The sequence below is a fragment of the Peteryoungia aggregata LMG 23059 genome (genome assembly GCF_030814435.1).
GTDB classification, from domain to species: domain Bacteria; phylum Pseudomonadota; class Alphaproteobacteria; order Rhizobiales; family Rhizobiaceae; genus Allorhizobium; species Allorhizobium aggregatum.
In genome coordinates, this window is the sequence record NZ_JAUSUW010000004.1 from 350,793 (window position 1) to 374,709 (window position 23,917).

Genomic DNA, 23,917 nt, shown 5'->3' on the forward strand with positions numbered 1-23,917 from the left:
CCTGCCAGGATCGTCCCATGGAAAACCCGCATTACGAGATCCGCGACCCCCGCTTCTGCGACCTGCTGGTGTCCAGCGCCGGCCTGGATGAACTTTACACCGGCTGCCGATGGGCCGAGGGTCCCGTCTGGTTCAACGATGGCGGCTATCTGCTGTTCAGCGATATTCCCAACGAGCGCGTGCTGCGCTGGATCGAGGGTGCTGGCATCTCGGTCTATCGCGCGCCGTCGCATTTCATCAACGGCAATACCCGCGACCGCGAGGGACGGCTCGTGTCCTGCGAACACGGCGGGCGCCGCGTCATCCGCACCGAGATCGACGGGACGATCACCACGCTTGCGGATCACTACTCCGGCAAGCGGCTGAATTCCCCCAATGACGTTGTGGTCAAGTCCGACGGCAGCGTCTGGTTCAGCGACCCGTCCTACGGCATCCTCTCCGATTACGAGGGCTACAAGGCCGACGAGGAACAGGCGAGCCGCAATGTCTACCGGCTCGATCCCTCGAACGGCGAACTCACCGTCATGATCGACGACTTCCTGCAGCCGAACGGGCTCTGCTTCTCGCCAGACGAGAAACTGCTCTACGTCGCCGATTCCGGCGCCAGCCATAAACCGGACGCCCCGCGGCATATCAGGGTGTTCGATGTCACCGAGGACAAACGGCTGACGAATGGACGCGTCTTTGCCCATATCGACAAGGGCATTCCCGACGGGATGCGGACGGATGTGGAAGGAAACATCTGGTCAAGTGCTGCCGACGGCGTGCATTGCTTCCATCCCGACGGCACGCTGCTCGGCAAGATCCTGGTGCCGCAGGCGGTCGCCAACCTGACCTTCGGCGGGCCACGCCGGAACCGCCTGTTCATCACCGCGTCGACCTCGCTTTATGCGATCTATACCGCGACGCGGGGCGCGCAGGTTCCTTAAGTCCAAGTCTCGCATTGGCGCCTGCGCTCAGGCAGGCGCCAACAGAACCCTTACTTCCTCGACGCGATATAGGCGCGCCAGCCGCCGAGATCAGTGACCTCCTGCGCACCCTCTATGGCATAGGGCTCGCAGAGGAAGCCCGAGACTTGGGCGCCGTCGTCGAGGGTGACCTTGCCGATGCCGAGCGGTGCGGGGATGTTCTGGACGAAGCGCCCGAAGGCTGATGGCGTGACCTTCCACACCTCCACCTCCAGTCCCTTGCCGGAGAAACCCGGCTCGCGGATCAGGCCCGGTTTGGGCGGCGTGGTGTTGGGCAGGACGAAGAGGCGGTAGTCGCCGGCGGTGCGGCAGGTCTTCACCAGTCTGCCGCCGGGGCCCGTCAGTTCATGGTTCAGCGGCATGCCGGTCAGATGCGCGCCGACGACCATGATGGTGACGAGGCCATCGTCGGGCTCGGCAACCTTCGAGCCTTCCGGCAGGACTGCTGTCTTGTCCTTGCCCATGCCGGACCGGGCGGCGCGATGCATGGCATCGGCAAAGGGCGCCAGCGCATCGTCGGAGAAGGAGGGACCGAAGAAGGTGACGCCGCTGGGCAGGCCATCCGAGCCGAAGCCGCCCGGCACGGCGATGGCCGCATAGCCGAAGAGATTGGCGAAGTTGGTGTAGCGACCGAAATGGCTGTTCTTGACGATCGGGTCTGCCAGCATCGCCTCGACCGTGTAGGTGGTCGGCGAGGTCGGGAGCATCAGGACGTCGAGCTTTTCCCATTCGACAAGCGTCTTCTGGCCGAGATGGCCAAGCTTGTACTGGCCCTCGAATGCCGCAACCGCGTCGTAACCCCTGGCACCCTCAATGATGGTGCGCACGGTCGGATCGAAATCATCGGCATTGGTGCCGATGAACTCCTTCACTGCCGCCAGACGTTCGGCCACCCAGGGGCCGTTATAGAGCAGTTCGGCCGCCTGTCGAAACGGCGCGTAGTCGAAGGGGACGATCACAGCGCCGAGTGATTTTGCCCGCTCGATGGCCTGATCGTAGAGGGCTTCTACCTCCTTGTTCCCGAAGAATTCACGCTCGGCTCCTTCGAGCACACCGATGCGCAGGCCTGAACCCGGCAGGGCCGCTGGCGACGCCTTGCGGGAATAGGGATCGCCGGCGTCATGGCCATCCATGACCTTGCGGATCGCGACCCCATCGCCGACGGTTGCAGCAAAGACCGTGACGACGTCGACGCTACGGCAGGCCGGCACGACGCCGACATTCGGCACGAGGCCGGGCGTCGGCTTGATACCGACGAGGTTGTTGAAGGCGGCGGGCACGCGACCGGAACCGGCGGTATCGGTGCCCAGCGCAAAGCTCGCCAGCCCCGCCCCAACCGTAACCGCCGAGCCGGACGAGGAGCCGCCGGAGACATAGGCCTTGTCGAAGACGGAGCGCGGGGCGCCATAGGGCGACCGCGTGCCGTTGAGGCCTGTCGCGAACTGGTCGAGATTGGTCTTGCCGATGACGAGGGCACCCGCAGCCTTCAGTCTCGCAACGACTGTGGAATCCATCTCCGGCTGGTAGGCGAAGGCCGGGCAGGCTGCGGTGGTTGGCAGGCCTGAAACGTCGATATTGTCCTTCACGGCAAAGGGCACGCCCCAGAGCGGCAGACTGTTCGGCTCCGGCGCACGCGCTATCAGAGCCTTCGCGGCTGCCCGCAAGTCATCATCCGGCGTCTCTGTAGTGAAGACCGCCGGATCATCGGAGGCCTTGCGGCGGGCGATCACCTCTTCGACGAGATCGAGCGGGGTGAGCCCGCTGGCATAGGCGGCCTTCAGCGAAGCGAGATCGAGAATAGTCGGCAGCATTACAGATCCTCCAAGATGACCAGGACATCGCCGGCCTTGACGTTGCGACCCGGCCCGGCACGCAGATCCCGGACTGTGCCGGGGGCATGGGCGGTGACGGTGATTTCCATTTTCATCGACTCGATGATGGCAAGCGTATCCCCAGCCTGCACCGACTGGCCTTCCTCGACCAGCAATTTCCAGACATTGCCGGGCACAGCACTTTCCACCCCGAAGCAGCCTTCGGGGATATCGCCGCCGAGGCTAACGCCCGCGCCGTCATCGACCTGGAACGAGTCGAGCCCCTCATCCTTCCAGCGCTTTCGCTCGGCCTCGAAGGCCGCCTGCTGTCCCTGCTTGAAGGCGCCGATGCTCTCTGCATTGCGGACCATCTCCGCCTCGTAGTCGGCATAGGAGAAGGTGCCCTCCTCGAGGCGGATGGGATAGCCGCCATGCGGGAAGGCGGCGCGGGCCTCCGTCAGTTCTTCATGGCTCACGGGGAAGAAGCGGATCTGGTCGAAGAAATCGAGCAGCCAGGGCTTGTCCTTGGCGAAGACGTCCGTCTGCCGCCAGGTGTTCCAGACCTGGATCGTGCGCCCGAAGAGCTGATAGCCGCCCGGCCCTTCCATGCCGTAGATGCACATATAGGCGCCGCCGATGCCGACGGCATTTTCCGGCGTCCAGGTGCGGGCCGGATTATACTTCGTCGTCACCAGCCGGTGGCGGGGATCGATGGGGGTTGCGACCGGCGCGCCGAGATAGACATCACCGAGGCCCATCACGAGATAAGAGGCGTTGAAGATCGTATCCTTCACCGCCTGCTCGTCGGGGAGCCCGTTGATGCGGCGGATGAACTCGATGTTGGAGGGGCACCAGGGCGCATTGGGGCGCACGAGTTCCTGATACTTGCGCATGGCCAGTTCCGCATCCGGATCGTTCCAGGACAGCGGCAGCCAGACGGTCCGGCTCGGCACCTTGACCTCGGACACCGGGGGGAGGCTTTTCTCGATCTCGGCGAGGGCGGCGAGGAGTTTCGAGCGGGACAGCGTGGTGCTGTCATAATGGATCTGCAGCGAGCGGATGCCAGGCGTCAGATCAATCAGGCCCTGAAGTCTCGCCGCCTTGACCGCCTGCATCAGCAGGTGCACTCGCATGCGGATGCCGATATCAAGCTGCATCGGGCCGTATTCGACCAGCAGATTGTCATCGCCCTGGCGGCGGTAGACGACGGAGATGGGGCCGGTATCGTTCGAGGCGAGGATCGGGGAGCCAATGGCGGAGTGCGAAGTTTTACCCCCCTCTGCCCTGCCGGGCATCTCCCCCACAAGGGGGGAGAGCGGAGAGGCAGCCGTTTTGCCTGCCTGCATGCTGGATCCTGGGGAAAGCTTATCTTCTGAAAGCGCCGAGGGTGCCTCCCTGCCAATCTCCCCCCTTGAGGGGGAGATGTCCGGCAGGACAGAGGGGGGTAAACCGGGCACCACGCCTGCGGAAAGGACACCATCCTCCTCCCGCCCAACGGCATGAAACCGGATCTTATCCCCCGGCTTGAACTGGCCCATCTTCCACTGCTCGTCGCGGACGATGACCGCCGGGCAGACGAAGCCGCCGAGGCTTGGGCCGTCGGGACCGAGGATGATCGGCATGTCGCCGGTAAAGTCGATCGCGCCGATCGCATAGGCGTTGTCATGCAGGTTGGAGGGGTGAAGCCCCGCCTCGCCGCCATCGGTGCGCGCCCATTTGGGTGCCGGGCCGATCAGACGCACACCCGTGCGCGCCGAGTTGAAATGCACCTCGTAAGGCGTCGAGAACAGCGTCTCGATATCGTCTTCGAGGAAAAAGTCGGGCGCACCATGCGGGCCGTAGAGCACGCCGACGGACCATTCGCGCGTCAGTTCCGCCGGTTCGGTTGCCGGCAGGACATCGGTCTGGTTTCGGCGGGCCAGGCGCAAGACATGGCCTGCGCGAAGCGTGCCGGTGGCATTGCCGCCGAACTGGCCGAGGCCGAAGGTGGCGCGGGACCCCATGACAACAGGCGCGTCGAAGCCGCCGGAGACCGCCAGATAGGCGCGCTGGCCGGCACCGGTGATGCTGCCGATGGCCAGCGTTTGGCCCGCTTTCACCTGGACCGCCTCGTCGTGTGGCAACTCGACACCGTCGAGCTTCATGGGCATTGCCGCTCCGGCGAGCGCGATCACGGTATCGGAGAAGAATTTCAGCACCGGCCCGGACACGGTGAGCTCCAGGGCCGCCGTATGATCGTGGTTGCCGACCAGCCGGTTGGCATGGCGGAAGGAGCGTTCGTCCATCGGGCCGGATGGCGGCACGCCGACATGCCAGAGGCCGAGGCGGCCCGGCAGTTCCTGGAGGCTCGATTGCGCGCCGGGGGCGATCACCTCGACGACATCGGGCACGAAGGCGAAATCCTTCAAGGCCGTGGTCGCGACATCGCCGCTGCGGAACAGATCAGAGGCGGCAATGGCTTTCAGGTATTCGAGGTTGGTCTCGATGCCGGCAAGCGAGGTTTTTTCCAGCGCGGACGAGAGCGCCGCAATGGCCGTATCCCGATCCGTGCCCGAGACGATCACCTTGGCCAGCATCGGATCGTAGTAAGGCGTGACTTCGGTTCCCGTTTCCACCCAGCCGTCGACACGGACGCCCTCTGGGAAGACAACTTCGGTCAGCAGGCCGGCACTCGGGCGGAAGCCGGCATGGGGCATTTCTGCATAGACGCGCGCTTCGATCGCTGCACCCTTCGGCACGAGGTTTTGCCTGCCCGTCAGCACATCTTCGCCAGCGGCTTGGCGGATCATCCATTCGACGAGATCCACACCGAAGACGGCTTCCGTGACCGGATGCTCGACCTGCAGACGCGTGTTCACCTCGAGGAAATAGAATTCCTCGCGGGCGGGATCATAGATGAATTCGACCGTGCCGGCGGAGGCGTATGCCACTTGGCTACCGAGCGACACGGCTGCCGCATGCAGGCGCTGGCGCACGGCATCGGACAGACCCGGGGCAGGCGTTTCTTCGATCACCTTCTGGTTCCGGCGCTGCAGCGAGCAGTCCCGTTCACCGAGCGCGATCACCCTCCCCTTGCCATCGCCGAAGATCTGCACCTCGACATGGCGGGCCTTGGAGACGAAGCGTTCGAGATAGACGCGGGCGTCGCCGAAACTGGATTTCGCCGTGCGCTGGACGGTGTCGAAGGCGGCAGTAAGCGCCTCGGCACTGTCGCAGAGCTGCATGCCGATACCGCCGCCGCCGGCTGTCGACTTCAGCATCACCGGAAAGCCGATCTGCTCCGCTGCGGAGAGCGCCTCTTCCCGGCTGTCGAGCAGGCCGGAGCCGGGTAAGAGCGGCACGCCGCTCGCCTGGGCCAGTTCGCGGGCCGTGTGCTTCAGGCCGAAGGCGGAGATGTTGTCCGGCGTCGGGCCGATGAAGGTGATGCCTTCCGCCTTCAGCCGCTCGGCAAAGCCGATGTTCTCCGAGAGAAAACCATAGCCGGGATGGACGGCTTGCGCACCGGTCTGACGGCAGGCGGCGATGACGGCCTCTACGTTCAGATAGCTTTCGCTGGCGGGTGCGGGGCCGAGGCGCACCGCCTCGTCGGCCATCAGAACGGGTTTCGAAAAGCGGTCGGCATCGGAATAGACCGCAACGCTTGCGATCCCCATTTTTTGCAGCGTCTTGATGACGCGCACGGCGATCTCGCCGCGATTGGCAATCAGGACCTTCTTGAACATCAGGCCGCCTCGTCGTCCCAGACGAGCACCCGTATGGGCGTGGGATCGAAGCCGTTGCAGGGGTTGTTGATCTGCGGGCAATTGGAGATGACGAGCAGCACGTCCATCTCCGCCTTTAGCTCGACATAGTCGCCAGGGGCGGAAATGCCGTCGACGATGGTCATTTCGCCTGACGGTTCGATCGGCACGTTCATGAAGAAGTTGATGTTCGGCACCACGTCGCGCTTGCTCATGCCGTGTTTGGAAACCTCGATGACGAAGTTGTCGCGGCAGGCATGCAGGTATTTCGTGTAGTGGCCGAAGCGGACCGTGTTGCTCTCGCAGGAGCAGGCGCCGGCAGAGGTATCGTGCCGGCCGCAGCTGTCGGCGGTGACCGTCAGCATCACCCGGCCTTCGTTGGAGATCACCTTGGTGCCGGTGGAGATGTAGGCAGCACCCTGCTCGCGCATGGTGTCCTGGCTCGAATAGCGCTCGGAGAAATCATGGGCGTTGTAGAACAACGTATCGACGGCCTGCTGGCCATAGGTGTCCTCGATCCGCACCACCTGACCCTTTTTGATGAAGGTCGAGAAGGGCGCTTCGGCAGCGATATAGTGATCCTGCGCGGTGTTGGAGAGCGTGCGGGCGGGAGCGGTCTGGATAAAACTTGTCATGATCGCCTCTCCTCTCACAGAGCCGCAAAAGCGTTGTTTTCAAAGCCCCTGACGGCTTCGGCGGTTGCGGTCCGGCTGAGATCATCCGCCGTCGGCTCAATAGCCGCGATCCTGAGGATGCTGACGGGATTGGGGGCATAGACCGGGTTTGGGTCGAGCGGATGCGGGCAATTGGAGAAGCCGACGATCATGTCCATCTCGGCGCGCAAGTCGACATAGTCGCCATCTTCAACGAGATCCGGTTTCCACTCGAATTTGCCATCGGCATCGACGCGGACGGGGGCGAAAAGGGCGAGAGCCGCCGGAATGTCGCGCTTGTCGAGGCCTGATTTGGTGGCGATCAGCACGAAGTTGTCGCGGGTATTGCGCAGCGCCGGACCATTCTGGCCGGCATATTTCTTCGCGTTCGATGAGGCGGTCGAGCCGCCCATCAGCACATCATGGGCGCCGGAGCTGTCCTCGGTGATCGAGAACATCACCTTGCCCATGTCGGAGAAGATGACACGGCCCTTTCCAAGCCCGGTGGTCCACTGCACCTTGACGGTGTCCGGCAGGTTCATGCGCTCGGTCGGGTCTTCGGCATTCCAGGCCACGACCGATACGGTTGATACTCCTTCGTCGAGCGCGATGCGCAGCGTTTCGCCGGCCTTGACGCGGGTCCACCAATACCAGCCGCCGGGCAGCTTTTCCTGGTGCACGATCGCGTCAGCAGCGATTGCGGGCGCAGGTTTTGCGCTCTTGGCTGGCAGCGCCTTCGGTGCGAATTCCAGCCCCTTCTTCTGATGCTCCTCGTAACGCGCCCGGTTGGCAGCGATCTCTTCGGGGGAACGTCGGATATGCATTGTCATCTCCAGTGGTTTCGTTGGCCGGGTCGTCCCGGCTATTGACCCTTTGAAGAGACCGGGCCGTCCCGGTCGGGGCGAAAGAGGGAGGCCTCGCCCGCCTTGCGGGGGGGCCAGATGGCGATGTCGCGGGTGATCGTCGCGCCGTAGCGGAGCTTTTCCTCGGGGCGATCGCGGGGGCGCTCGAAGGCAACAACGCGGGTAGCCAGCGTGAAGGCCTCGCGCATGTCATGGGTGACCATGACCACAGTCATCGGCGCCTCGTGCCAGAGCGTCTTCATCAGCGTGTGGATTTCGGCGCGGATACCAGGATCGAGCGCGCCGAAGGGTTCGTCGAGCAGCAGCACCTTGGGCCGCATGATGAGCGCCTGGGCGAGCGCCAGCCGCTGCTGCATGCCGCCGGAAAGCTGGGCCGGATACTTGTCCTCGGAACCGGCAAGCCCGACCGCCGCGATCATGGCGCGGGCTTCGTCCTCGACCTCGCGCTTCGCGGCACCGAACAGGCGGGCGGCGAAGCGGGAGGCTTTCAGCTCCTTGCCGAGCATGACATTGCCGAGCACGGTCAGATGCGGGAAGACCGAGTAGCGCTGGAAGACGACGCCGCGGTCCGGCCCCGGCTCCTTCGGCAAGGCCAGACCATCGAGCAGGATCTCACCCTTGGTCTGGCGCTCCTGGCCGAGCAACAGGCGCAGGAAGGTGGATTTTCCGCAGCCGGAAGGGCCGACCAGCGCGACGAAGGCTCTGGATTCGATCTCGATCGAGACGTTTTCCAGCACGATCTGGTCGCCATATTCCTTCCAGAGGTTTTTGATGGAGAGCGCGCTCATTTGCCCTTCTCCAGTTCGGACCAGGGGAAGACAGCGATGCGCAGGCGATCGAGCAGGATGTCGGTGAGGATCGCAAGCAGCGTGATCCAGAGGACATAGGGGAAGATGACGTCCATCGACAGATAGCGGCGGACGAGGAAGATGCGGTAGCCGAGGCCGCTGTCGGAGGAGATCGCTTCGGCCGCGATCAGGAAAAGCCAGGCAGGGCCAAGCTGCAGGCGGAGCGTGGTGATCAGGCGCGGCAGGATCTGCGGCAGCACCACACGCAGCGCAATCTGCCAGGAGGAGGCCGAGAGGGTCTCCGCTTTGACAATCATCTCGCGCGGCAGGGAAACGGCGGTCAGCGCCAGGTCACGGATCATGATCGGTGCGACACCGATAACGATCAGCGCGATCTTCGATGCCTCGCCGAGCCCCATGACGATGAAAAGGATGGGCAGGAGCGCCAAGGGCGGAACCATGGAGATGGCGCCGACGAAGGGAGAGAGACCTGCCCGTGCATAGGGCAGAATGCCGATCACGAGGCCGAGGAGCAGCGCGATCGCGGTGGCAATGCCAAGCCCTGCGAACAGACGCCCCAGGCTCGCCCAGGTGTCCGACCAAAGCAGGTATTCGCCGGTTCTGGCGTCAGCTGTGAAGGCCATCCGGCTGACAGCCTCCCAGAGGGTAGCGAAACCGGGCAGAAGCTTGTCGTTCGGGTTTTCTGCTAGCCGTTCGGCCGAGCCGATCATGTAGGCGGCCAGCACCAGCACGAAGGGCAGAAGCACCAGCGTCAGGCGCGCGCCATTTCCAGGATGAGCATTGATCCAGCGCATCGACCACTCCAGGATTTCAGGGAGACGGGAGCCGCCCGGATGACATCGTCAACCGGGCGGTATGGTCTGCCTCAGAGCGCGCCCTTGGCGGCCGCGTCCATGTAGGTCGTGGTGAAGCGGAACTTGACGTTTTCCTTGTCGCCGAGGACCGCGCCATCCGCCAGTTCGATACCGATGACATCGGCAGACGGCGCACCGCTGCCGAGAAGCCCCTTTTCGAAGAGGAAGTTGCGGACGATATCCATGGTCTTGGACAGATCCGGCGAGGCGGTGAATGCCACGGCATCGGCGGGTTTGTCGAAGAGCTTGGTGGCGGCCATCTGGGCTTCGAAGCCCGCCAGATCCGTTCCGGACGCCGTTCCCATTGCCGTGCGGGCTGCCTTGCCCTCTTCTGTATCTGCCGTCATGACGGCCATCGTGTCGTACCAGATCCCGGCAAGCGCCTTGCCGAAGTCCGGGTTGTCCTTGAGCACGTCGGTATTGGCGACCATCAGGTCGATGATCTCGCCCGGGATCTGCGAACTATCGAAGACCTTCTTTGCCGACGCATCTTCCAGAATGCTGGCGACCAGCGGGTTCCAGGTCACGACCGCCGTAACATCAGGCGTCTGGTAGGCGGCGACCAGGTCGGCATCCGAGGTGTTGACCACCTTCACGTCACGCTCGGAGGAACCGATGCTTTCGAGGGCGCGGGCGAGCAGATAATGGGAGACCGAGAACTCGACGAGATTGACGTTCTGGCCCTTCACATCCTCGAGCTTGTCCTTGCCCTTGAGGATCAGCGCGTCGTTGCCGTTCGAAAAGTCGCCAACGATGACGGCGGTCGTGTCGACGCCACCGGCAGCGGGGATCGACAGACCATCCATGTTGGTGAGCGTCACGGCGTCAAAGGCACCGGCAGTATACTGGTTCATCGATTCCACGTAGTCGTTGAACTGCGTGACTTCGATGTTGATGCCGTATTTGTCGGCCCACTTCTTCACGATGCCGGTGTCATTGGCATAGCCCCAGGGCATCCAGCCGACATAGATCGACCAGGCGACCTTGAAATCTTTCTTCGGCGCAGCTTCGGCCGGTGTCATCTGGCTGAAGGCGAGAGCGCCGGCCAGAGCCGTGATCGACAGGAGTGTCTTGACAGTCTGCATGTAGAAATTCCCCTTTTGCGTCTTCGAAAAGGGATCGGCATGGACCATCGCGCCGCCAATCCCTTGGCTTACGAGGTCTCCCGGGCTTTTGTCCCGCCGTGCACCCGATGGGATGTCTCTCCATCGGGAGCCGCTCTCGGACCAGCCGCGCCTTGCGGCGCCGGAACCCTAGCGGCTAACTCTACAAGTGGTGAAGCAAGGGGTATGCCAGTTGAGCAGAACGCTGTTTTTCAGGCGAATTCGGACGGCTCCAGCGCTGCAGGAAATCGCCTGCCGCAAAAACCATCATGTTTGCTTCTGAATGAGGCAGGATGGAACGCCAGAACAGGCTCATTCCGTTCTACTGAAATCGATTCACGCCCCGCCACCCTTTTCCTACCCGGGATCAACGACCGCCGAACGCGAAAGACAGCGACACAACGATGGATGGAGAGGGAGTGCAGGCGTGATGACGTCTTGAAGAAGCCGCCCGCCGGGGGTGACGGGCGGCCTGCATGATCCTGCCATTGTGGGCGCGGCAGGATCACGACCGGCCTAGCGGGGCCGATACTGATCAGGGGATCATGGACTTGAACGCGCCGGCCTGGCTTTCAACCCAGGTCTCGAAGCTCTGCGGCTCCACACCCGTGAGCGCCTTGAAGTCGCCGGTGATGCGTGACAGACCGCCGCTGCCCACCATGGTATCAATCGAGGCAAAAACGCGTGCGACCGGTTCCGGCAGACCGGCGCCAACCATGCCTTGAACGAGGCCTTCGACAGGCACGTCGATGACTGCGATGTCCTTACCGGAAGCCTTTGAGACGAGAGCTCCCATCTCGGCATGTGTGTAGGACGACGCACCCGTCAGGGTATAGGTGACCTTGGCATCGGTGGCGGCAACGAGCGCGGCTGCGATGGCACGGCCAATGTCGTCACGGGCGATGTGAGCGACCTTGCCGTTGCCGGCAGCCGAATACCAGTGCCCCGAGGCGAGAGCCGGGCCGGCGCTCATCATGACGTTCTCGAAGTACCAGTTGTTGCGCAGGATCGTCCAGGCAGGAATGGAGCTCGCCGCGATCGCGGCTTCCGTTCCCTCATGGTCCGGCGCGAAGAGCAGCGGCGAGTTAGCCGGCTCGGGCATCGAGGTATACAACAGATGCTTGACCCCCGCCTTTTCGGCGGACGCGATGGCCGCGCGATGTTGCACGAGGCGGTGTCCGGGGCGATCGAGGCTGTCGGTGCTGATGATCAGAACCTTTTCAGCTTCTGCAAAGGCAGCTTCCATGGAGGCGGCATCATCAAAGTCGACGCGACGGACCAGGACACCCTTCTCGGCAAGGTCAGCGAGTTGTTCGGGCTTGCGGCTTGCCGCGATGACGTCTCCTGCGGCGACACCCGAGGTGGCGAGGAGGTGATGCAGGACACGCTGACCGAGTTGGCCCGAAGCGCCTGTGACGAGATATTTTGCAGTCATGAGATATCCATTCGTATGGTTGTTTTCTGGCTGGTCTATTTTTCAGAGTAGGTGTAGATTGCAGATCAGGATGCCGGCGTAAAGTAGGCAGTTTTTTAGAACCAGGTTCTGAGGTTGGTACCAATGACAGCGCATGCGAACATGAAGCCAGACTACACCATGGCGATCGACACGGTCATGGAAATGATCAAGGCACCCATCTCGACGGTCTTCGATGCATCGCAATGTCCCGTTCGGGATGTGTTTGCGCATATTGGCGACAAATGGGCGTCACTCATCTTGCAGACATTGGGCTACAAGCCTCACCGCTTTGGGGAATTGAAGCGGGCGATCCCCGACATTTCGCAGGCGATGTTGACGGGAACGCTGCGCAGCCTGCAGCGTGATGGCCTGGTTCATCGCAAGGTATTTCCAACGCAACCGCCGAGCGTCGAGTACAGCCTGACGGAACTGGGACAGTCACTTCTTGGACCCGTTGCAGCGCTTGTCGTCTGGACTGCAGAACACCATGGCCGGATCAGTGAAGCGCGGCGGCAGTATGATTCAGACAACCCCCCGGCAAAGAAGAAGGTGGCAGTCGGCTGAAAAGCTTTCCACGCGGAGGCTTCGCGCACGAATGTGGAAGGCATCGTAAACCATTTAAATCAACGGAATCTACAGAAGCAACGCATAATTTGCCCTAGAAATTTGGGGGTGAATTATGCTGGGTGAATTTTGGCGCGACAGGCGCGGCAACTTCGGAATGATGACGGCGCTCGTCCTTGTGCCGATCATAGGCGTCGCAGGGTTGGCGATTGACATCAACAACGCACTGACGGTCCGCAGCACACTTCAGGCAGCGGCCGACGCCGCAGCGATCGCAGCGGTGGGGGAAGTATCTGCCGGCGTAATGCAAGCCATGCAGATGCAGTCCGACGGACAGCTGTCGGCTGCCATCGCGGACGCCAAGAAGGTCTTCATGGGCCACGCGAAGATGTCCGAAGACTACCAGCTGAAGAACTTCGATGTGGATGTGGTGAAGTCGGGAACGCAGCTGAAGGCAGTTTTCACGTTCGACGCAACCGTTCCGACAACACTCGCCCGCATTCTGGGACAACCAGATGTCACCATTGCCGGCAAGGCGGAAGCGGTCTTTCAGACCGACACGTTCAGAGACTTCTATCTGCTGCTCGACAATACTCCATCCATGGGCGTCGGGGCGACACCGGGAGATGTCGACAAGATGGTCAAGAATACCGGCGACAAGTGCGCTTTCGCCTGCCACATCGTCAAGGATGGCGTGGAAGACAAGAACAGCTACTATTATCTCGCCAAGAAACTTGGCGTCACCATCCGTATTGACGTTGTTGCCCAGGCCACTGCGGCCTTGATGGATACGGCGAAATCCGCCCGCAAGAGCCCCAATCAGTACCGGATGGCCGTCTACACCTTTGGCGAAAAGGCTGAGGACACCAAGCTGCTCGAGGTCGCGTCACTGACAGACGATCTCGACCATGTACGAACCAAGGCCGCCAAGATCGGCCTGATGTCGATCCCCTGGCAGGGTTACGACAATGACCAGCAGACTGATTTCGATCGCGCATTGAAGAACATTGGCGCTCTCATGGGCACGGCGGGCACAGGCTCGTCGGCGGCCAATCCGGAAAAGATCCTCTTCTTCGTCTCGGACGGCGTAGGAGACGCCTACAAGCCGAGCACCTGCACAAAGAAGACGACGGGGGGCCGTTGCCAGGAGCCGATCGATACGACGCAATGCCAGGCTTTGAAGAACAAGGGCTACCGCATCGCCGTGCTCTACACGACATATCTGCCGCTGCCGACCAACGGTTGGTACAACAAGTGGATCAGTCCGTTCCAGGACGAGATCCCGAACCGCATGCAGGATTGCGCGTCACCGGGCCTCTACTTCGAAGTCAGCCCGAGCCAGGGTATATCCTCGGCGATGAACGCACTCTTCCTGAAGATCATCACCACACCGCGGCTGTCGAGCTGACGGAAAGCGTCGGTCTTGCCTTTCAATCGCGGGTGGGAGGGCGGCGGCGCTGAGAGACAGCGGTGCCGTCCGAAAAGGCAAGCCCTTCCCTTTCGAAGGCATCACGAATGGCCGTGAGCGAATTGGCGCGCGTGGCACGCTCCCCCTCGGCCTCGATACGACGAATGGAAGAAACAGAGACCCCGGAAACACGCGAAAGATCCTCAAGAGTCCACTGCAGCATCGCGCGCGCAGCGCGGATCTGCATGGCCGTCAATGTGCCCGCGTTGCTGCCGCCGTGAGTGGCAGGGCTGCCGAAATCCCGGTGGCGCACAATCATTCCCAGCCATTCATGAGAACGCCCGCCCTTGTGAAGGACGGGTACGGCACGGGAATGAAACCAGTCATACTCTCCGTTGACCTGCAGGATACGGTGATTGATCACATAGGGTGTCAGCGTGGCGACGGCATGCTCCCAAGCCGCCACCATTGCTGGCCTGTCCTCGGGATGGATCGCCTCGACCCAACTCCCGCGCAATACATCCGACTCAAGTTGTCCTGTCAGTGCGGTCCAGCCGTGGGAAAAGATCGGTTCGCCGCTCGCGGTGGCGCGCCATTCCATCGTGGCGACGGAGCTGACCAGAGCGCGATATCGGCCAAGCGTTTCGTCAAGGGTCTGGCGATACTCGTGCTGCAGCGTGACGTCGTGCAGGAGACCCACGGCGCGCGCCGGACGCTGCTCGGCATCCAGCACGACCTCGGAATGGAATTCGATCCAGCGCACGGTCCGGTCCCCCCGGATGATCCGAAAGTTGCGGTTCACGGGAACACCGGACCGCGTTAGCGGCCATAGATCCTCACAGAGCACCCTGTCCTCTGGATGGACCCGCTCAAGGATATCGACCATGCGGAATGGCTGCGGCGTTTCCGCTCCGATAATGCGGCTCACACCGGGGCTGCATGTGCACTCTCCGGTCATGAGATCGCAGGTCCAGAAGCCGGTCGCACCCCGTTCTTCGATAAGCTTCAGGAAATGCGCTGACGAAACCCCCTGCATCCTGCGAGAAGGGTTGGCCTGGTCGCTATCCTGACCAGATGTCACATCGGCCTGAGCGGAAGGGTCAAGAAAACTTCTCATTTCGGTTCAGTCTGGTCCGTCCTGCTTTCGGCGCGGGACACCGCTCCATTCACCATGCGGCATCTCGCTTGCAGAAGAACGCTAATGCCGAGCCGCTTCGGCGACAAGCATTTCCTGCAGCTCAAGGCCCCGGGGGCGACAGGAATGCGACAGGTGAGAAGACCCTATTGCATCCGGAAACGACGACCCCGGTCGAGTTCTTGCAGTTTACCATACCGACTGCAGTCGCCTTTGCCCTCGACGAATACCGGGCATCGCCCTTGTCGCAACGCTGTGATCATGGCAGGTAAAGGGCATACGCGTTGGCGAAGGCAAAACGAAAGAGCAGAAAATGTCGAACGTCATCAAGTTCGAGCGTCCACCCGAACCAGAGGCACCGAAGCAGAAGAAAGCGATCTCGCCTGCACTTAGGAAGGCCTTGATCTGGCTCTGTCTTCTCCTCGCCTTCGTCGGAGCCTGGCTCTATTTCACCCTGCTTGGCGGCGGCGGCGCCACCGCCTGAACGTTGAACAGGTGCTAGGCGCCTGTCGCCTCCCGCACCAAGGCACCCCGTGCGCCGATAACTTTTGTCGCAAGGCTTGCCCCTGATGCAATCGCCTCACGGGTCGTTGCGCCGTTGATTTCGGCGGCGAGAAACCCCGCATTGAAACTGTCTCCAGCCGCTGTGGTATCGACCACGCGCTCTGCAGACGGCACCGCCAAAGTGGCAATCGATCCGTCTTCGCAGGTGAACGTCACAGCTCCCGCTCCGTTCTTGACCACAACCCGTCGCACACCCTCAGCTAGGTAGCGCCTGATCGTTGCTTGCGGATCGGTATCTCCAAACCAGGTCGCTTCATCCTCAAACGAGGGCAGACAGAGGTCACTGATCGCCGCTGCGCGATGAATCCAGCCGCGCATGACCTCCGTGTTGTCCCAGAGCCGAGGCCTCAGATTGGGGTCGAAAACGACCGTGCCTCCGCGGCCGGCAAAGTGACTGAGAGCCTCGATCAAGGCGAGACGATCCTGGTTTGAGAGGATCGCCAGCGTGATGCCCGACCAGTAGGCGATATCCGCATTTTTCAACGCGCGACCAAGAGCTTCCGGATCACTCGCAAGCCTCTTCGCGGCGCTGTCGCTGCGCCAGTAGGTGAAGCTCCGCTCCCCATCCTTGAGCGTGATGTAGTAGAGGCCGATCGTCTTGTCGGAGAGGCGGCGGATATGGTCCGTGCCAATTCCCTCGGCCCGGAAGAAATCCACCATCCTGTCTGAAAGACCGTCCGTGCCGACCGCCGTCAGATAGTCGATCTGCCAGTCGGACCCGAGACTGTGGCGAAGGTAGAAGGCTGTGTTCAGCGTATCACCGGCGAAACCCATGTTCAGCAGGGCTGGCATTTCGGCCTCCGAAAGCTCGCCCATGCATTCGCCGATAGAGACAATCCGTCCCATATTCGCCACCCCGTTTCTCATTCCGGTCCTGCTTAACGCGCCAGCCAGCCGCCGTCGACGGGCAGGATCGTGCCATGGACATAAGCGGAGGCATCGGATGCGAGAAAGACCGCGGCACCACCGAGTTCTTCCGGATTGCCCCAGCGCCCGGCCGGGATTCGCGCCAGGATATCTCTCGATCGCTTCGGGTCCTCACGCAGCGCCGTCGTGTTGTTGGTCACGAAGTATCCCGGCGCGATCGCGTTAACGTTGATGCCCTTGCCAGCCCATTCGCAGGCGAGAAGACGGGTCAGTCCTGCAAGCCCGCTTTTCGATGCCGTGTAGGACGGAATGCGGATACCGCCCTGAAACGAGAGCATGGAAGCGATGTTGATGATCTTCCCGCGCCCATTGGGGATCATGCGTTTGGCGGCCGCCTGAGACAGGAAAAAGGCCGTCTTCAGGTTGACATCCATGACCGCATCCCAGTCGGCCTCGGAAAAGTCGAGGGCATCGGCGCGACGGATGATGCCGGCATTGTTGACAAGGATATCAACGGATCCGAAGGCCGAGATCGCTGCCTCGACGATGGCGTCGACCGGCTCGATCGTCGAGAGATCCGCCGAGAAGGCAGCGAACCGACCGCCCATATCGGTGATCATCTTCTGCGTTTCCCCCATGCTCGATCGACCGACGCCGAGAACGGCGGCGCCCGCACCCGCGAGCGCAACAGCAATGGCCTGACCGATCCCGGTATTGGCGCCGGTAACGATGGCCGTACGGCCGGAAAGATCGAAGGATGACGTCATGATGGAACTCCCGAAGTGTGTAGTGAAAGTCGCCCGTTGCAGCGCTAGGTCTCGTCGATGAACAGTGTGGGATCGAGATGCTCGATATCCTGCAGTTCCTCGGTCATCCGACCGATGTGCTGGCTCATCGACAGGACCGCCTGACTGCCGTCGCGGCGACTGATTCCGTCGATGATTGCGGCGTGCTCGGCAATCACCAGGTCGAGCCGCCCCGCCTGCGGCAAGGTGATATAGCGGTAGCGATCGATCTGTACCTTGACCTGCGCAATCACCGTCCAGATGCCTGGATAGCCGGCCATTTGGGCAATCAATTGATGGAAGTCGGAATCAATCCGATGGAAAGCCGCGATGTCTCCGGCTTGTGCGGCCGTTTCGAGAGCCACCTGGTTGGCGTTCAGCTCGACCAGCCGCTCATCCTGCACGGCAGCGACCGCCAGTGAGACCGTCGTTGCCTCCAGCGCCTTTCGAATGAGGATCGCCTCATAGAGCGCTCGTCGGGGGATACGGGCAACGAAGGTACCCGATTGCGGATAGATTTCGACGAGCCCCTCGTCGGCCAGTCGCAACAGGGCCTCGCGCACGGGCGTCCGACTGACGCCAAAATGCTGGCCAAGCTGCTTTTCGTTCAGCATGTCGAGCGGCTTCAATTCCATCCGCACGATCTGGTCACGAAGGGCAGCGTGAATATGGGTGGCGGCGCGTCCGTCACGCGTACGGCCCCGATGGTGTTCCGTCGGCACGGATCGGGTTCGCCGCCCGCCTTTGTCTCGTTCCACCATGCGCCCCTCCACAACTGATATACTAATATTTCAGATATCAGGATCTGTAAACCGATTGAGTTGTGGACGGCCCCAGTTCGATGCAAGAGGCTCACGAAGACGACGCCATATCCGCTGGATTAAGCAGTCGCGAGGGTATCGACCGGTCTTCGGAATGCAGAGCAACCGGCACGGTGATGACGTCGAGCGAAACGTCTTCCGTTCGTGATTGGTCCTTCTCGTCGTGCTCTATAAGGCCTTAGTAGCCAGCGCCGCGGGGAAGCGAGGCTAATCGGCGTACTCATTCACGGCTTCAGCAGCAAAGAGCGAGATGCTTGCTGGGCCGCCAGCGAACCGACCGCGCCTGATGGGATGACAAGATCGATCAAAGGCCACGGCCTCCAACGCGGAGAACATGGAGGCCTCTACGAGCGGATCATCCGCCACGGGAACGAAAGACAAGCTCGTCACGGCGAGGATCACCTGTACCGCGACGAACGAGATGCCTGCTCATTTCTCCGCGCTGATGGCATAACGATGCTGGGTCGCCCGCTCGAGACCTTTGAAGAACGAGAAGTTCCTGCGTTGAGCCCGATGAATTGCGGCCATGTCCTGATCGACCGTGACTTTCGAGAATCCGGCCGCCCGCAACAGCTCCGCGACGGCGTTCGCATGCGCACCGTGAGAAAAATGCACGCGCGATAGAATACGATTATGCGTCTCGGCCATGTCGCGGTTCGGTGCGCCGTGCACCGCATCCCGGGCAAGGCCGAGCTTGGCGGCCATCTGCGTGAGCCGCTTCATGAGTCTGGTCAGCACCGAAGTGTTGACGAAATCTCCATCGACGATCAGCACCTTGCCTCCCGTTTTCAACAGGCGATGCCACTCCTGAAAACAGGCCAGCGGATCGACCAGGGTCCAGACCAGATGCCGGTTGGTGATCGCATCATAGCTCTCATCTGCCTCCATGGTCCGCTCGGCATCCCCAACCAGGAAGCGAATCTGACGTCCACGCGCCTTTGCCTTTGCCTTCGCGCGTTCGAGCATGGGCTCCGCCCAGTCCAGTCCGGTGACCCGGAATCCGAGATCATCCAACAGGTGTGAAACGACGGCGGTGCCACAGGCGAGGTCGAGGGCTGATCTCCCCTCTCCCGGACCCAGGTGCTTCAAGATAAGCGCATGCCAGGCTGCTCTCTCTTCTTCGGAGAAGATCTCGTGTCCCGGCTGGTTGTCGAACGTCTCTGCCCGCAATGACCAATAGGCTTTGATTTCGTCACGAAGATCATGATTGGAAAGGGCGCTAACTGCTTGCATTGTTTTGTTCTTCCGGATCGGTTCGAAGAGGTTGGAACCCTTCTAAAAGATATTTCTTGACTGAGGAAGTCATAAAAACATAGATCACGGCACAATCACAAGCAGGAGAACTGATCGTGTTCAAGATGGAGAAGGTGGCTTCTGCCGCCGCGATTTCGCTCGTCCTTTTTTCAAGCGTCGCACTGGCCGGCGAGACTGTGAAGATCAAGGACATCACCGGTCGTGAAGTCGAGGTGAGCGTTCCGGTCGAACGCGTGATCCTCGGCGAAGGTCGCCAGATCTATTTCACCGCAGCGCTCGACACCGACAATCCGTTCGGCCGCGTCGTCGGCTGGCGCGACGACTTCAAGAAGGCCGATCTCGACGGCTACAACATCTACCTCCAGAAATTCCCGGAGATGGAAAAGATCCCGACTTTCGGCGGCATGAAGGACGGCACCTTCGACATTGAGCAGGCTGTTGCGCTGAAGCCCGACGTCATCATCATGAACACGGAAGCGAAGTCCGCGACCGAAGAGAGCGGCTATATCGAAAAGCTCGCCGCCGTCGGCATTCCGCTCGTCTATATCGACTTCCGCGAGAAGCCGATGGAAAACACCGATGATTCCATGCGCATCATCGGCAAGCTCTTTGGCAAGGAAGAGCGTGCAGAAGATTTCGTCAAGTTCCACGATGAACAGATCGCCAAGGTGACAGACGTGCTGGCCAAGCAGGTCGACCTCAAGAAGCCGGTTGTCTTCATGGAGCGCGCCGGTGGCTATTCCGACGATTGCTGCATGTCCTTCGGCAACGAGAACTTCGGCAAGATGGTCGAACTTGCCGGCGGCATCAACATGGCAAAGGACATCATTCCTGGCACCTTCGGTACCGTCAATCCTGAGCAGATCATCGCCTCGAACCCGGACCAGGTCATCGTGACCGGCTCGAACTGGGAGCTCTATGTTCCCGGCGGCAAGTGGGTCGGCGTCGGCCCGGGCGCCGACAAGGCTGAAGCCGCACGCAAGCTCTCCGAACTGATGAAGCGCCCCGGCTTCACGGACATCAAGGCCGTCACGGACGGAAACGTTCACGCCATCTGGCACCAGTTCTACAACAGCCCCTACCAGTTCGTTGCCGTCCAGCAGATCGCAAAGTGGCTCCATCCGGATCTCTTCAAGGACGTCGATGCCGAGGCAACCTTCAAGGAAATGCATGAGCGCTTCCTGCCGGTTGAATACCATTCCGGCTACTTTGCCTCGCTGAAGGCTGGTTCCTAACGACCCTATCGCCGGCACCCGTTCCAACTTTCCGGGTGCCGGCCTCTTTCGAGGATGACAGCATGATGTTGGCGAAGTTTCTCGGGGCGGTGATCGCCCTTTCAGCCGTTTTTGGCTCCCCTGTGCTGGCTGCCGAGGTCATCGACATCACCGGTCGCAAGGTCGAGATCGACCTGCCGGCCAAGCGTGTCCTGGTCGGTGAAGCCCGGCAGATCCACACGATCGCGGCCCTGACCGGCGATCATCTCCTCGACCGCATCGTCGGGTGGCGAGATGACTTCTTCACCAAGGATCCCGACAGCTATCAGGCTTATGCCGAGCGCTTCCCCGCGCTCGCGACCCTTCCCCGCTTCGGCTATGTCGCAAACAGCACCTTCGATCTCGAGGCGGCGATCATGCTTGCGCCCGATGTGATCACGCTCAATATCGAATCCCAGAAGGTTGCGGTTGAAAGCGGCATGGAGGCGAAGGCCGCCGCTGCTGGCATTGCCATCGTCTATGTCGATTTCCGCGTTGATGCAGCAAAGAACACCGAAAACAGCATTCGCATCCTGGGCCAGATCTTCGGCGCAGACGGCAGGGCAGAGGATCTGATCGCCTATCGCCGCGAACAGTTGGCACGGGTCACCGACAGGCTGGCGAAGGTGGCGGATATTGTACGACCCAAGGTCTTTATCGAGCGGGCTCCCGGCAATGATGCCGAAAACGGCTGCTGCCGCAGCTTCGGTCCCTATAACTTTGGCGAAATGGTTGAACAGGCCGGCGGGCACAATATCGCAGCCGACGTGATCAAGACCACGTTTGGCGATATCAATCTCGAGCAGCTGATCATCGAGGACCCTGATCTCTACATTGCCACCGGCTCGAACTGGGCGGCTGAATCCAAGACGAACCGTTTCGTCCATGTTGGTCGCGGTGCCGATCCTGCCGCTGCAAAGGCGAAGCTGAAGACCCTGATGGAACGCACCGGGTTTCCCGAGCTGACGGCCGTAAAGACCGGCCATGTGCATGCCGTCTGGCACCAGTTCTACGGCGTGCCTTACGAGTTCGTGGCAGTCCAGCAATTTGCCAAATGGTTCCACCCCGATCTCTTTGCCGATCTCGATCCGGAGGCAACCTTCCGGGACCTTCACGAACGGTTCCTGCCGGTACCCTACAAATCCGGATATTTTGCCTCTCTGAATGAGGAGACGAACTGATGGCGGCCGCAATTGAAGGCGTCGAAATGGCGGAGGGGCGCACGCGCTACCGCGCCATCGCTGCACGCCGCACTGGCATTCTCGGTTTGCTGGTCCTGGCACTGCTTCTCAGCATAGCGGTCGATATGGCCTATGGCCCGGCCCGCTACAGCCTGACGGAGGTCATCTCGACGATCTGGAATCCGGCAGGTGCCAGCAATCAGCTCCGCGTCGTCATCTGGGACATCCGCATGCCGATCGCCTTGATGGCGGTGACGGTCGGCGCCTGCCTGTCGTTGGCCGGTGCGCAGATGCAGACTATCCTCGCCAACCCGCTGGCCAGCCCCTTTACGCTTGGCATTTCGGCTGCCGCCGGTTTTGGTGCAGCACTCGGCCTTGTCGCGGGCGTCGCGGTCTTTCCGGCCGCCGTTCAATACATGGTGCCGATCAATGCCTTCCTCATGGCGATGCTTGCATCCCTGTTCATCTACAGCGTCTCGACGCTCCGGGGCGTGACGGTCGAAACGATCATCCTTCTCGGGATCGCCCTTGTCTTTACGTTCAACGCGCTGCTCTCGTTGCTCGAATACCTCGCGTCCGAACAGGCGCTCGCTGCTGTGGTCTTCTGGACCATGGGCTCGCTGACCAAGGCCACCTGGGCCAAGGTCGGGGTGACCTTGGCCGTGCTCGTTGTCTGTGTGCCGCTCTTTGCCCGCCGTGCCTGGGCGCTGACAGCGCTTCGCCTCGGAGATGACAAGGCTGCCTCCTTCGGCGTCAACGTCAAGGCCCTCAGGCTGGAAACCATGATGCTGGTCAGCCTGCTTGCCGCCATTCCGGTTTCCTTTGTCGGCACGATCGGCTTCATCGGCCTCGTCGGCCCGCATATCGCCCGGATGCTGGTGGGCGAAGACCAGCGGTTCTTCCTGCCGGGATCGGTTCTGTGCGGCGCGCTTCTTCTGTCCGTCACGTCGGTCGTGTCAAAGACGATCATTCCCGGCGCGATCATGCCGATCGGGGTGATTACCGCTCTTGTCGGCGTCCCCTTCTTCTTCTCCCTCATTTTCACCAACAGGAGGCGCGCATGGTAGCCCTCAGGCTCGAAGCCCTTGGCGCGCAATATGGTCGCCACCGCGTTTTCTCGGATATCAGCACCGGCGATATCGCGGGCGGCGCGCTGACGGCTGTCATCGGTCCCAATGCGGCTGGAAAATCGACGCTGTTCAAGCGGATCGCCGGCCTGCTGAAAGGCGATGGCGTCGTGCATGTCAGTGGCGAGGAAAGCCTGCGCCCGATCTGTTACATGCCACAGGATACAGGCGCCAACGCCGTGCTCACCGTCTATGAAAGCGTTCTTCTTGCCTCCAAGCAGGGCTCCGGCTGGAAGGTCGCCGAGGACGAACTGGTTGAGATCGACCGTATCCTGACGTCACTGCGCATCACGGATCTCGCATTTCGCGATCTCGGCGCCCTGTCGGGAGGGCAGCGCCAGCTCGTGGCGATTGCCCAGGCCCTCGTGCGCAAGCCGGAAATCCTGCTGATGGACGAGCCGACCTCGGCGCTTGATCTGTTCCGCCAGATCGAAGTCCTGCAATTCATGCAGCGTCTGGCGCAGGAGACCTGTATTGCCGTTCTGATCGCCTTGCATGATCTCAACCATGCCATGCGCTATTGCGAGCACGCGCTGGTGGTGGCTGATGGGCAGCTTGTGGCGAGCGGCGCGACAGGAGAGGTGATCACCCCTGCCCTGCTGCGCGAGGTCTATCACGTCGAGGCGAGGATCGAGACCTGCACGCTGGGTCGCCCTCTCTTAATCGTCGATGCGGCCCTGACCTAGTTGCCGAAGCCATTA

20 protein-coding genes, 3 pseudogenes and 1 riboswitch are annotated in these 23,917 nt (G+C 61.6%); of the genes and pseudogenes, 8 read left to right on the forward strand and 15 right to left on the reverse strand.

Going from position 1 to position 23,917, the window contains the following annotated elements:
* Window positions 1–17 precede the first annotated feature (17 nt).
* On the forward strand, window positions 18–929 hold the full coding sequence (locus J2045_RS09055; protein ID WP_307371867.1) for an SMP-30/gluconolactonase/LRE family protein: 912 nt from the start codon (window positions 18–20) through the stop codon (window positions 927–929).
* A gap of 50 nt (window positions 930–979) precedes the next feature.
* Here the strand turns inward: J2045_RS09055 and atzF are convergent, their stop codons facing one another.
* The 10 genes and pseudogenes from atzF to J2045_RS09105 all read right to left on the reverse strand — a co-directional run bounded on the left by atzF (window position 980) and on the right by J2045_RS09105 (window position 12,236).
* Window positions 980–2,779, reverse strand: coding sequence for an allophanate hydrolase (gene atzF, locus J2045_RS09060; RefSeq protein ID WP_307371868.1), 1,800 nt, complete (start codon window positions 2,777–2,779; stop codon window positions 980–982).
* Window positions 2,779–4,032 (reverse strand): annotated as a pseudogene (locus J2045_RS09065) (carboxyltransferase domain-containing protein); the annotation flags it as partial. The pseudogene J2045_RS09065 and the gene atzF, both read right to left, overlap by 1 nt.
* Window positions 4,033–4,251: 219 nt before the next feature.
* Window positions 4,252–6,501 (reverse strand): annotated as a pseudogene (locus J2045_RS09070) (5-oxoprolinase/urea amidolyase family protein); the annotation flags it as partial.
* Complete coding sequence (locus tag J2045_RS09075; protein ID WP_307371870.1) at window positions 6,501–7,154, reverse strand: urea amidolyase associated protein UAAP2; 654 nt, start codon at window positions 7,152–7,154, stop codon at window positions 6,501–6,503. The gene J2045_RS09075 and the pseudogene J2045_RS09070, both read right to left, overlap by 1 nt.
* A gap of 14 nt (window positions 7,155–7,168) precedes the next feature.
* Window positions 7,169–7,996: an urea amidolyase associated protein UAAP1 gene (locus J2045_RS09080; RefSeq protein ID WP_307371872.1), complete on the reverse strand. Its 828-nt coding sequence runs from the start codon at window positions 7,994–7,996 to the stop codon at window positions 7,169–7,171.
* A 4-nt stretch (window positions 7,997–8,000) separates the two neighbouring features.
* Window positions 8,001–8,823 (reverse strand): annotated as a pseudogene (locus J2045_RS09085) (ABC transporter ATP-binding protein); the annotation flags it as partial.
* Entirely contained in the window at window positions 8,820–9,638 is an 819-nt protein-coding gene (locus tag J2045_RS09090; RefSeq protein ID WP_307371874.1) for an ABC transporter permease, read from the reverse strand. The gene J2045_RS09090 and the pseudogene J2045_RS09085, both read right to left, overlap by 4 nt.
* 71 nt (window positions 9,639–9,709) lie before the next feature.
* Complete coding sequence (locus tag J2045_RS09095) at window positions 9,710–10,783, reverse strand: putative urea ABC transporter substrate-binding protein (protein WP_307371876.1); 1,074 nt, start codon at window positions 10,781–10,783, stop codon at window positions 9,710–9,712.
* A 75-nt stretch (window positions 10,784–10,858) separates the two neighbouring features.
* Window positions 10,859–10,966, reverse strand: a riboswitch (guanidine-I (ykkC/yxkD leader).
* Window positions 10,965–11,117: a hypothetical protein gene (locus J2045_RS09100; protein ID WP_307371878.1), complete on the reverse strand. Its 153-nt coding sequence runs from the start codon at window positions 11,115–11,117 to the stop codon at window positions 10,965–10,967. Its footprint overlaps the riboswitch before it by 2 nt.
* 219 nt (window positions 11,118–11,336) lie before the next feature.
* Window positions 11,337–12,236: an SDR family oxidoreductase gene (locus J2045_RS09105; RefSeq protein ID WP_307371880.1), complete on the reverse strand. Its 900-nt coding sequence runs from the start codon at window positions 12,234–12,236 to the stop codon at window positions 11,337–11,339.
* A 159-nt stretch (window positions 12,237–12,395) separates the two neighbouring features.
* Here J2045_RS09105 and J2045_RS09110 point away from each other — a divergent pair, with 159 nt between their 5' ends.
* Together J2045_RS09110 and J2045_RS09115 are read left to right on the forward strand one after the other, a co-directional pair.
* Window positions 12,396–12,821 (forward strand): winged helix-turn-helix transcriptional regulator, encoded by a 426-nt coding sequence (locus J2045_RS09110; RefSeq protein WP_166601702.1) that lies wholly within the window; start codon window positions 12,396–12,398, stop codon window positions 12,819–12,821.
* A 115-nt stretch (window positions 12,822–12,936) separates the two neighbouring features.
* Window positions 12,937–14,229 carry a TadE/TadG family type IV pilus assembly protein gene (locus tag J2045_RS09115; RefSeq protein WP_307371883.1) on the forward strand — a complete coding sequence of 431 codons (1,293 nt, stop codon included), beginning with the start codon at window positions 12,937–12,939 and terminating at the stop codon, window positions 14,227–14,229.
* Window positions 14,230–14,251: 22 nt separating this feature from the next.
* On the opposite strand, the gene J2045_RS09120 is transcribed toward J2045_RS09115, so the two are convergent.
* Window positions 14,252–15,346, reverse strand: a complete 1,095-nt coding sequence (locus J2045_RS09120; RefSeq protein WP_307371886.1) for a PAS domain-containing protein — start codon at window positions 15,344–15,346, stop codon at window positions 14,252–14,254.
* 331 nt (window positions 15,347–15,677) lie between these two features.
* Between J2045_RS09120 and J2045_RS09125 the strand changes: the two genes are divergently transcribed.
* The gene (locus tag J2045_RS09125; RefSeq protein WP_166601603.1) at window positions 15,678–15,848 is read left to right on the forward strand and encodes a hypothetical protein; all 171 of its coding nucleotides are present in this window, start codon (window positions 15,678–15,680) and stop codon (window positions 15,846–15,848) included.
* A 14-nt stretch (window positions 15,849–15,862) separates the two neighbouring features.
* On the opposite strand, the gene J2045_RS09130 is transcribed toward J2045_RS09125, so the two are convergent.
* From J2045_RS09130 to J2045_RS09145, 4 genes are all read right to left on the reverse strand, one after another.
* Window positions 15,863–16,774 carry a sugar kinase gene (locus J2045_RS09130; protein WP_307371889.1) on the reverse strand — a complete coding sequence of 304 codons (912 nt, stop codon included), beginning with the start codon at window positions 16,772–16,774 and terminating at the stop codon, window positions 15,863–15,865.
* Between the two features lie 32 nt (window positions 16,775–16,806).
* Entirely contained in the window at window positions 16,807–17,562 is a 756-nt protein-coding gene (gene kduD / locus J2045_RS09135) for a 2-dehydro-3-deoxy-D-gluconate 5-dehydrogenase KduD (protein WP_307371891.1), read from the reverse strand.
* A 44-nt stretch (window positions 17,563–17,606) separates the two neighbouring features.
* Complete coding sequence (locus J2045_RS09140) at window positions 17,607–18,341, reverse strand: GntR family transcriptional regulator (protein WP_307371893.1); 735 nt, start codon at window positions 18,339–18,341, stop codon at window positions 17,607–17,609.
* 489 nt (window positions 18,342–18,830) lie between these two features.
* A complete protein-coding gene (locus J2045_RS09145; RefSeq protein ID WP_307371895.1) occupies window positions 18,831–19,634 on the reverse strand; it encodes a class I SAM-dependent methyltransferase in 804 nt (267 codons plus the stop codon).
* Window positions 19,635–19,759: 125 nt separating this feature from the next.
* Here J2045_RS09145 and J2045_RS09150 point away from each other — a divergent pair, with 125 nt between their 5' ends.
* From J2045_RS09150 to J2045_RS09165, 4 genes are all read left to right on the forward strand, one after another.
* The gene (locus tag J2045_RS09150) at window positions 19,760–20,890 is read left to right on the forward strand and encodes an ABC transporter substrate-binding protein (RefSeq protein WP_307371986.1); all 1,131 of its coding nucleotides are present in this window, start codon (window positions 19,760–19,762) and stop codon (window positions 20,888–20,890) included.
* Window positions 20,891–20,952: 62 nt separating this feature from the next.
* On the forward strand, window positions 20,953–22,089 hold the full coding sequence (locus J2045_RS09155) for an ABC transporter substrate-binding protein (RefSeq protein ID WP_370873054.1): 1,137 nt from the start codon (window positions 20,953–20,955) through the stop codon (window positions 22,087–22,089).
* On the forward strand, window positions 22,089–23,156 hold the full coding sequence (locus J2045_RS09160; RefSeq protein WP_307371898.1) for a FecCD family ABC transporter permease: 1,068 nt from the start codon (window positions 22,089–22,091) through the stop codon (window positions 23,154–23,156). The genes J2045_RS09155 and J2045_RS09160 overlap by 1 nt, the downstream gene beginning before the upstream one ends.
* A complete protein-coding gene (locus tag J2045_RS09165; RefSeq protein WP_307371900.1) occupies window positions 23,150–23,902 on the forward strand; it encodes an ABC transporter ATP-binding protein in 753 nt (250 codons plus the stop codon). Before J2045_RS09160 ends, J2045_RS09165 begins: the two co-directional genes overlap by 7 nt.
* Window positions 23,903–23,917 lie beyond the last annotated feature (15 nt).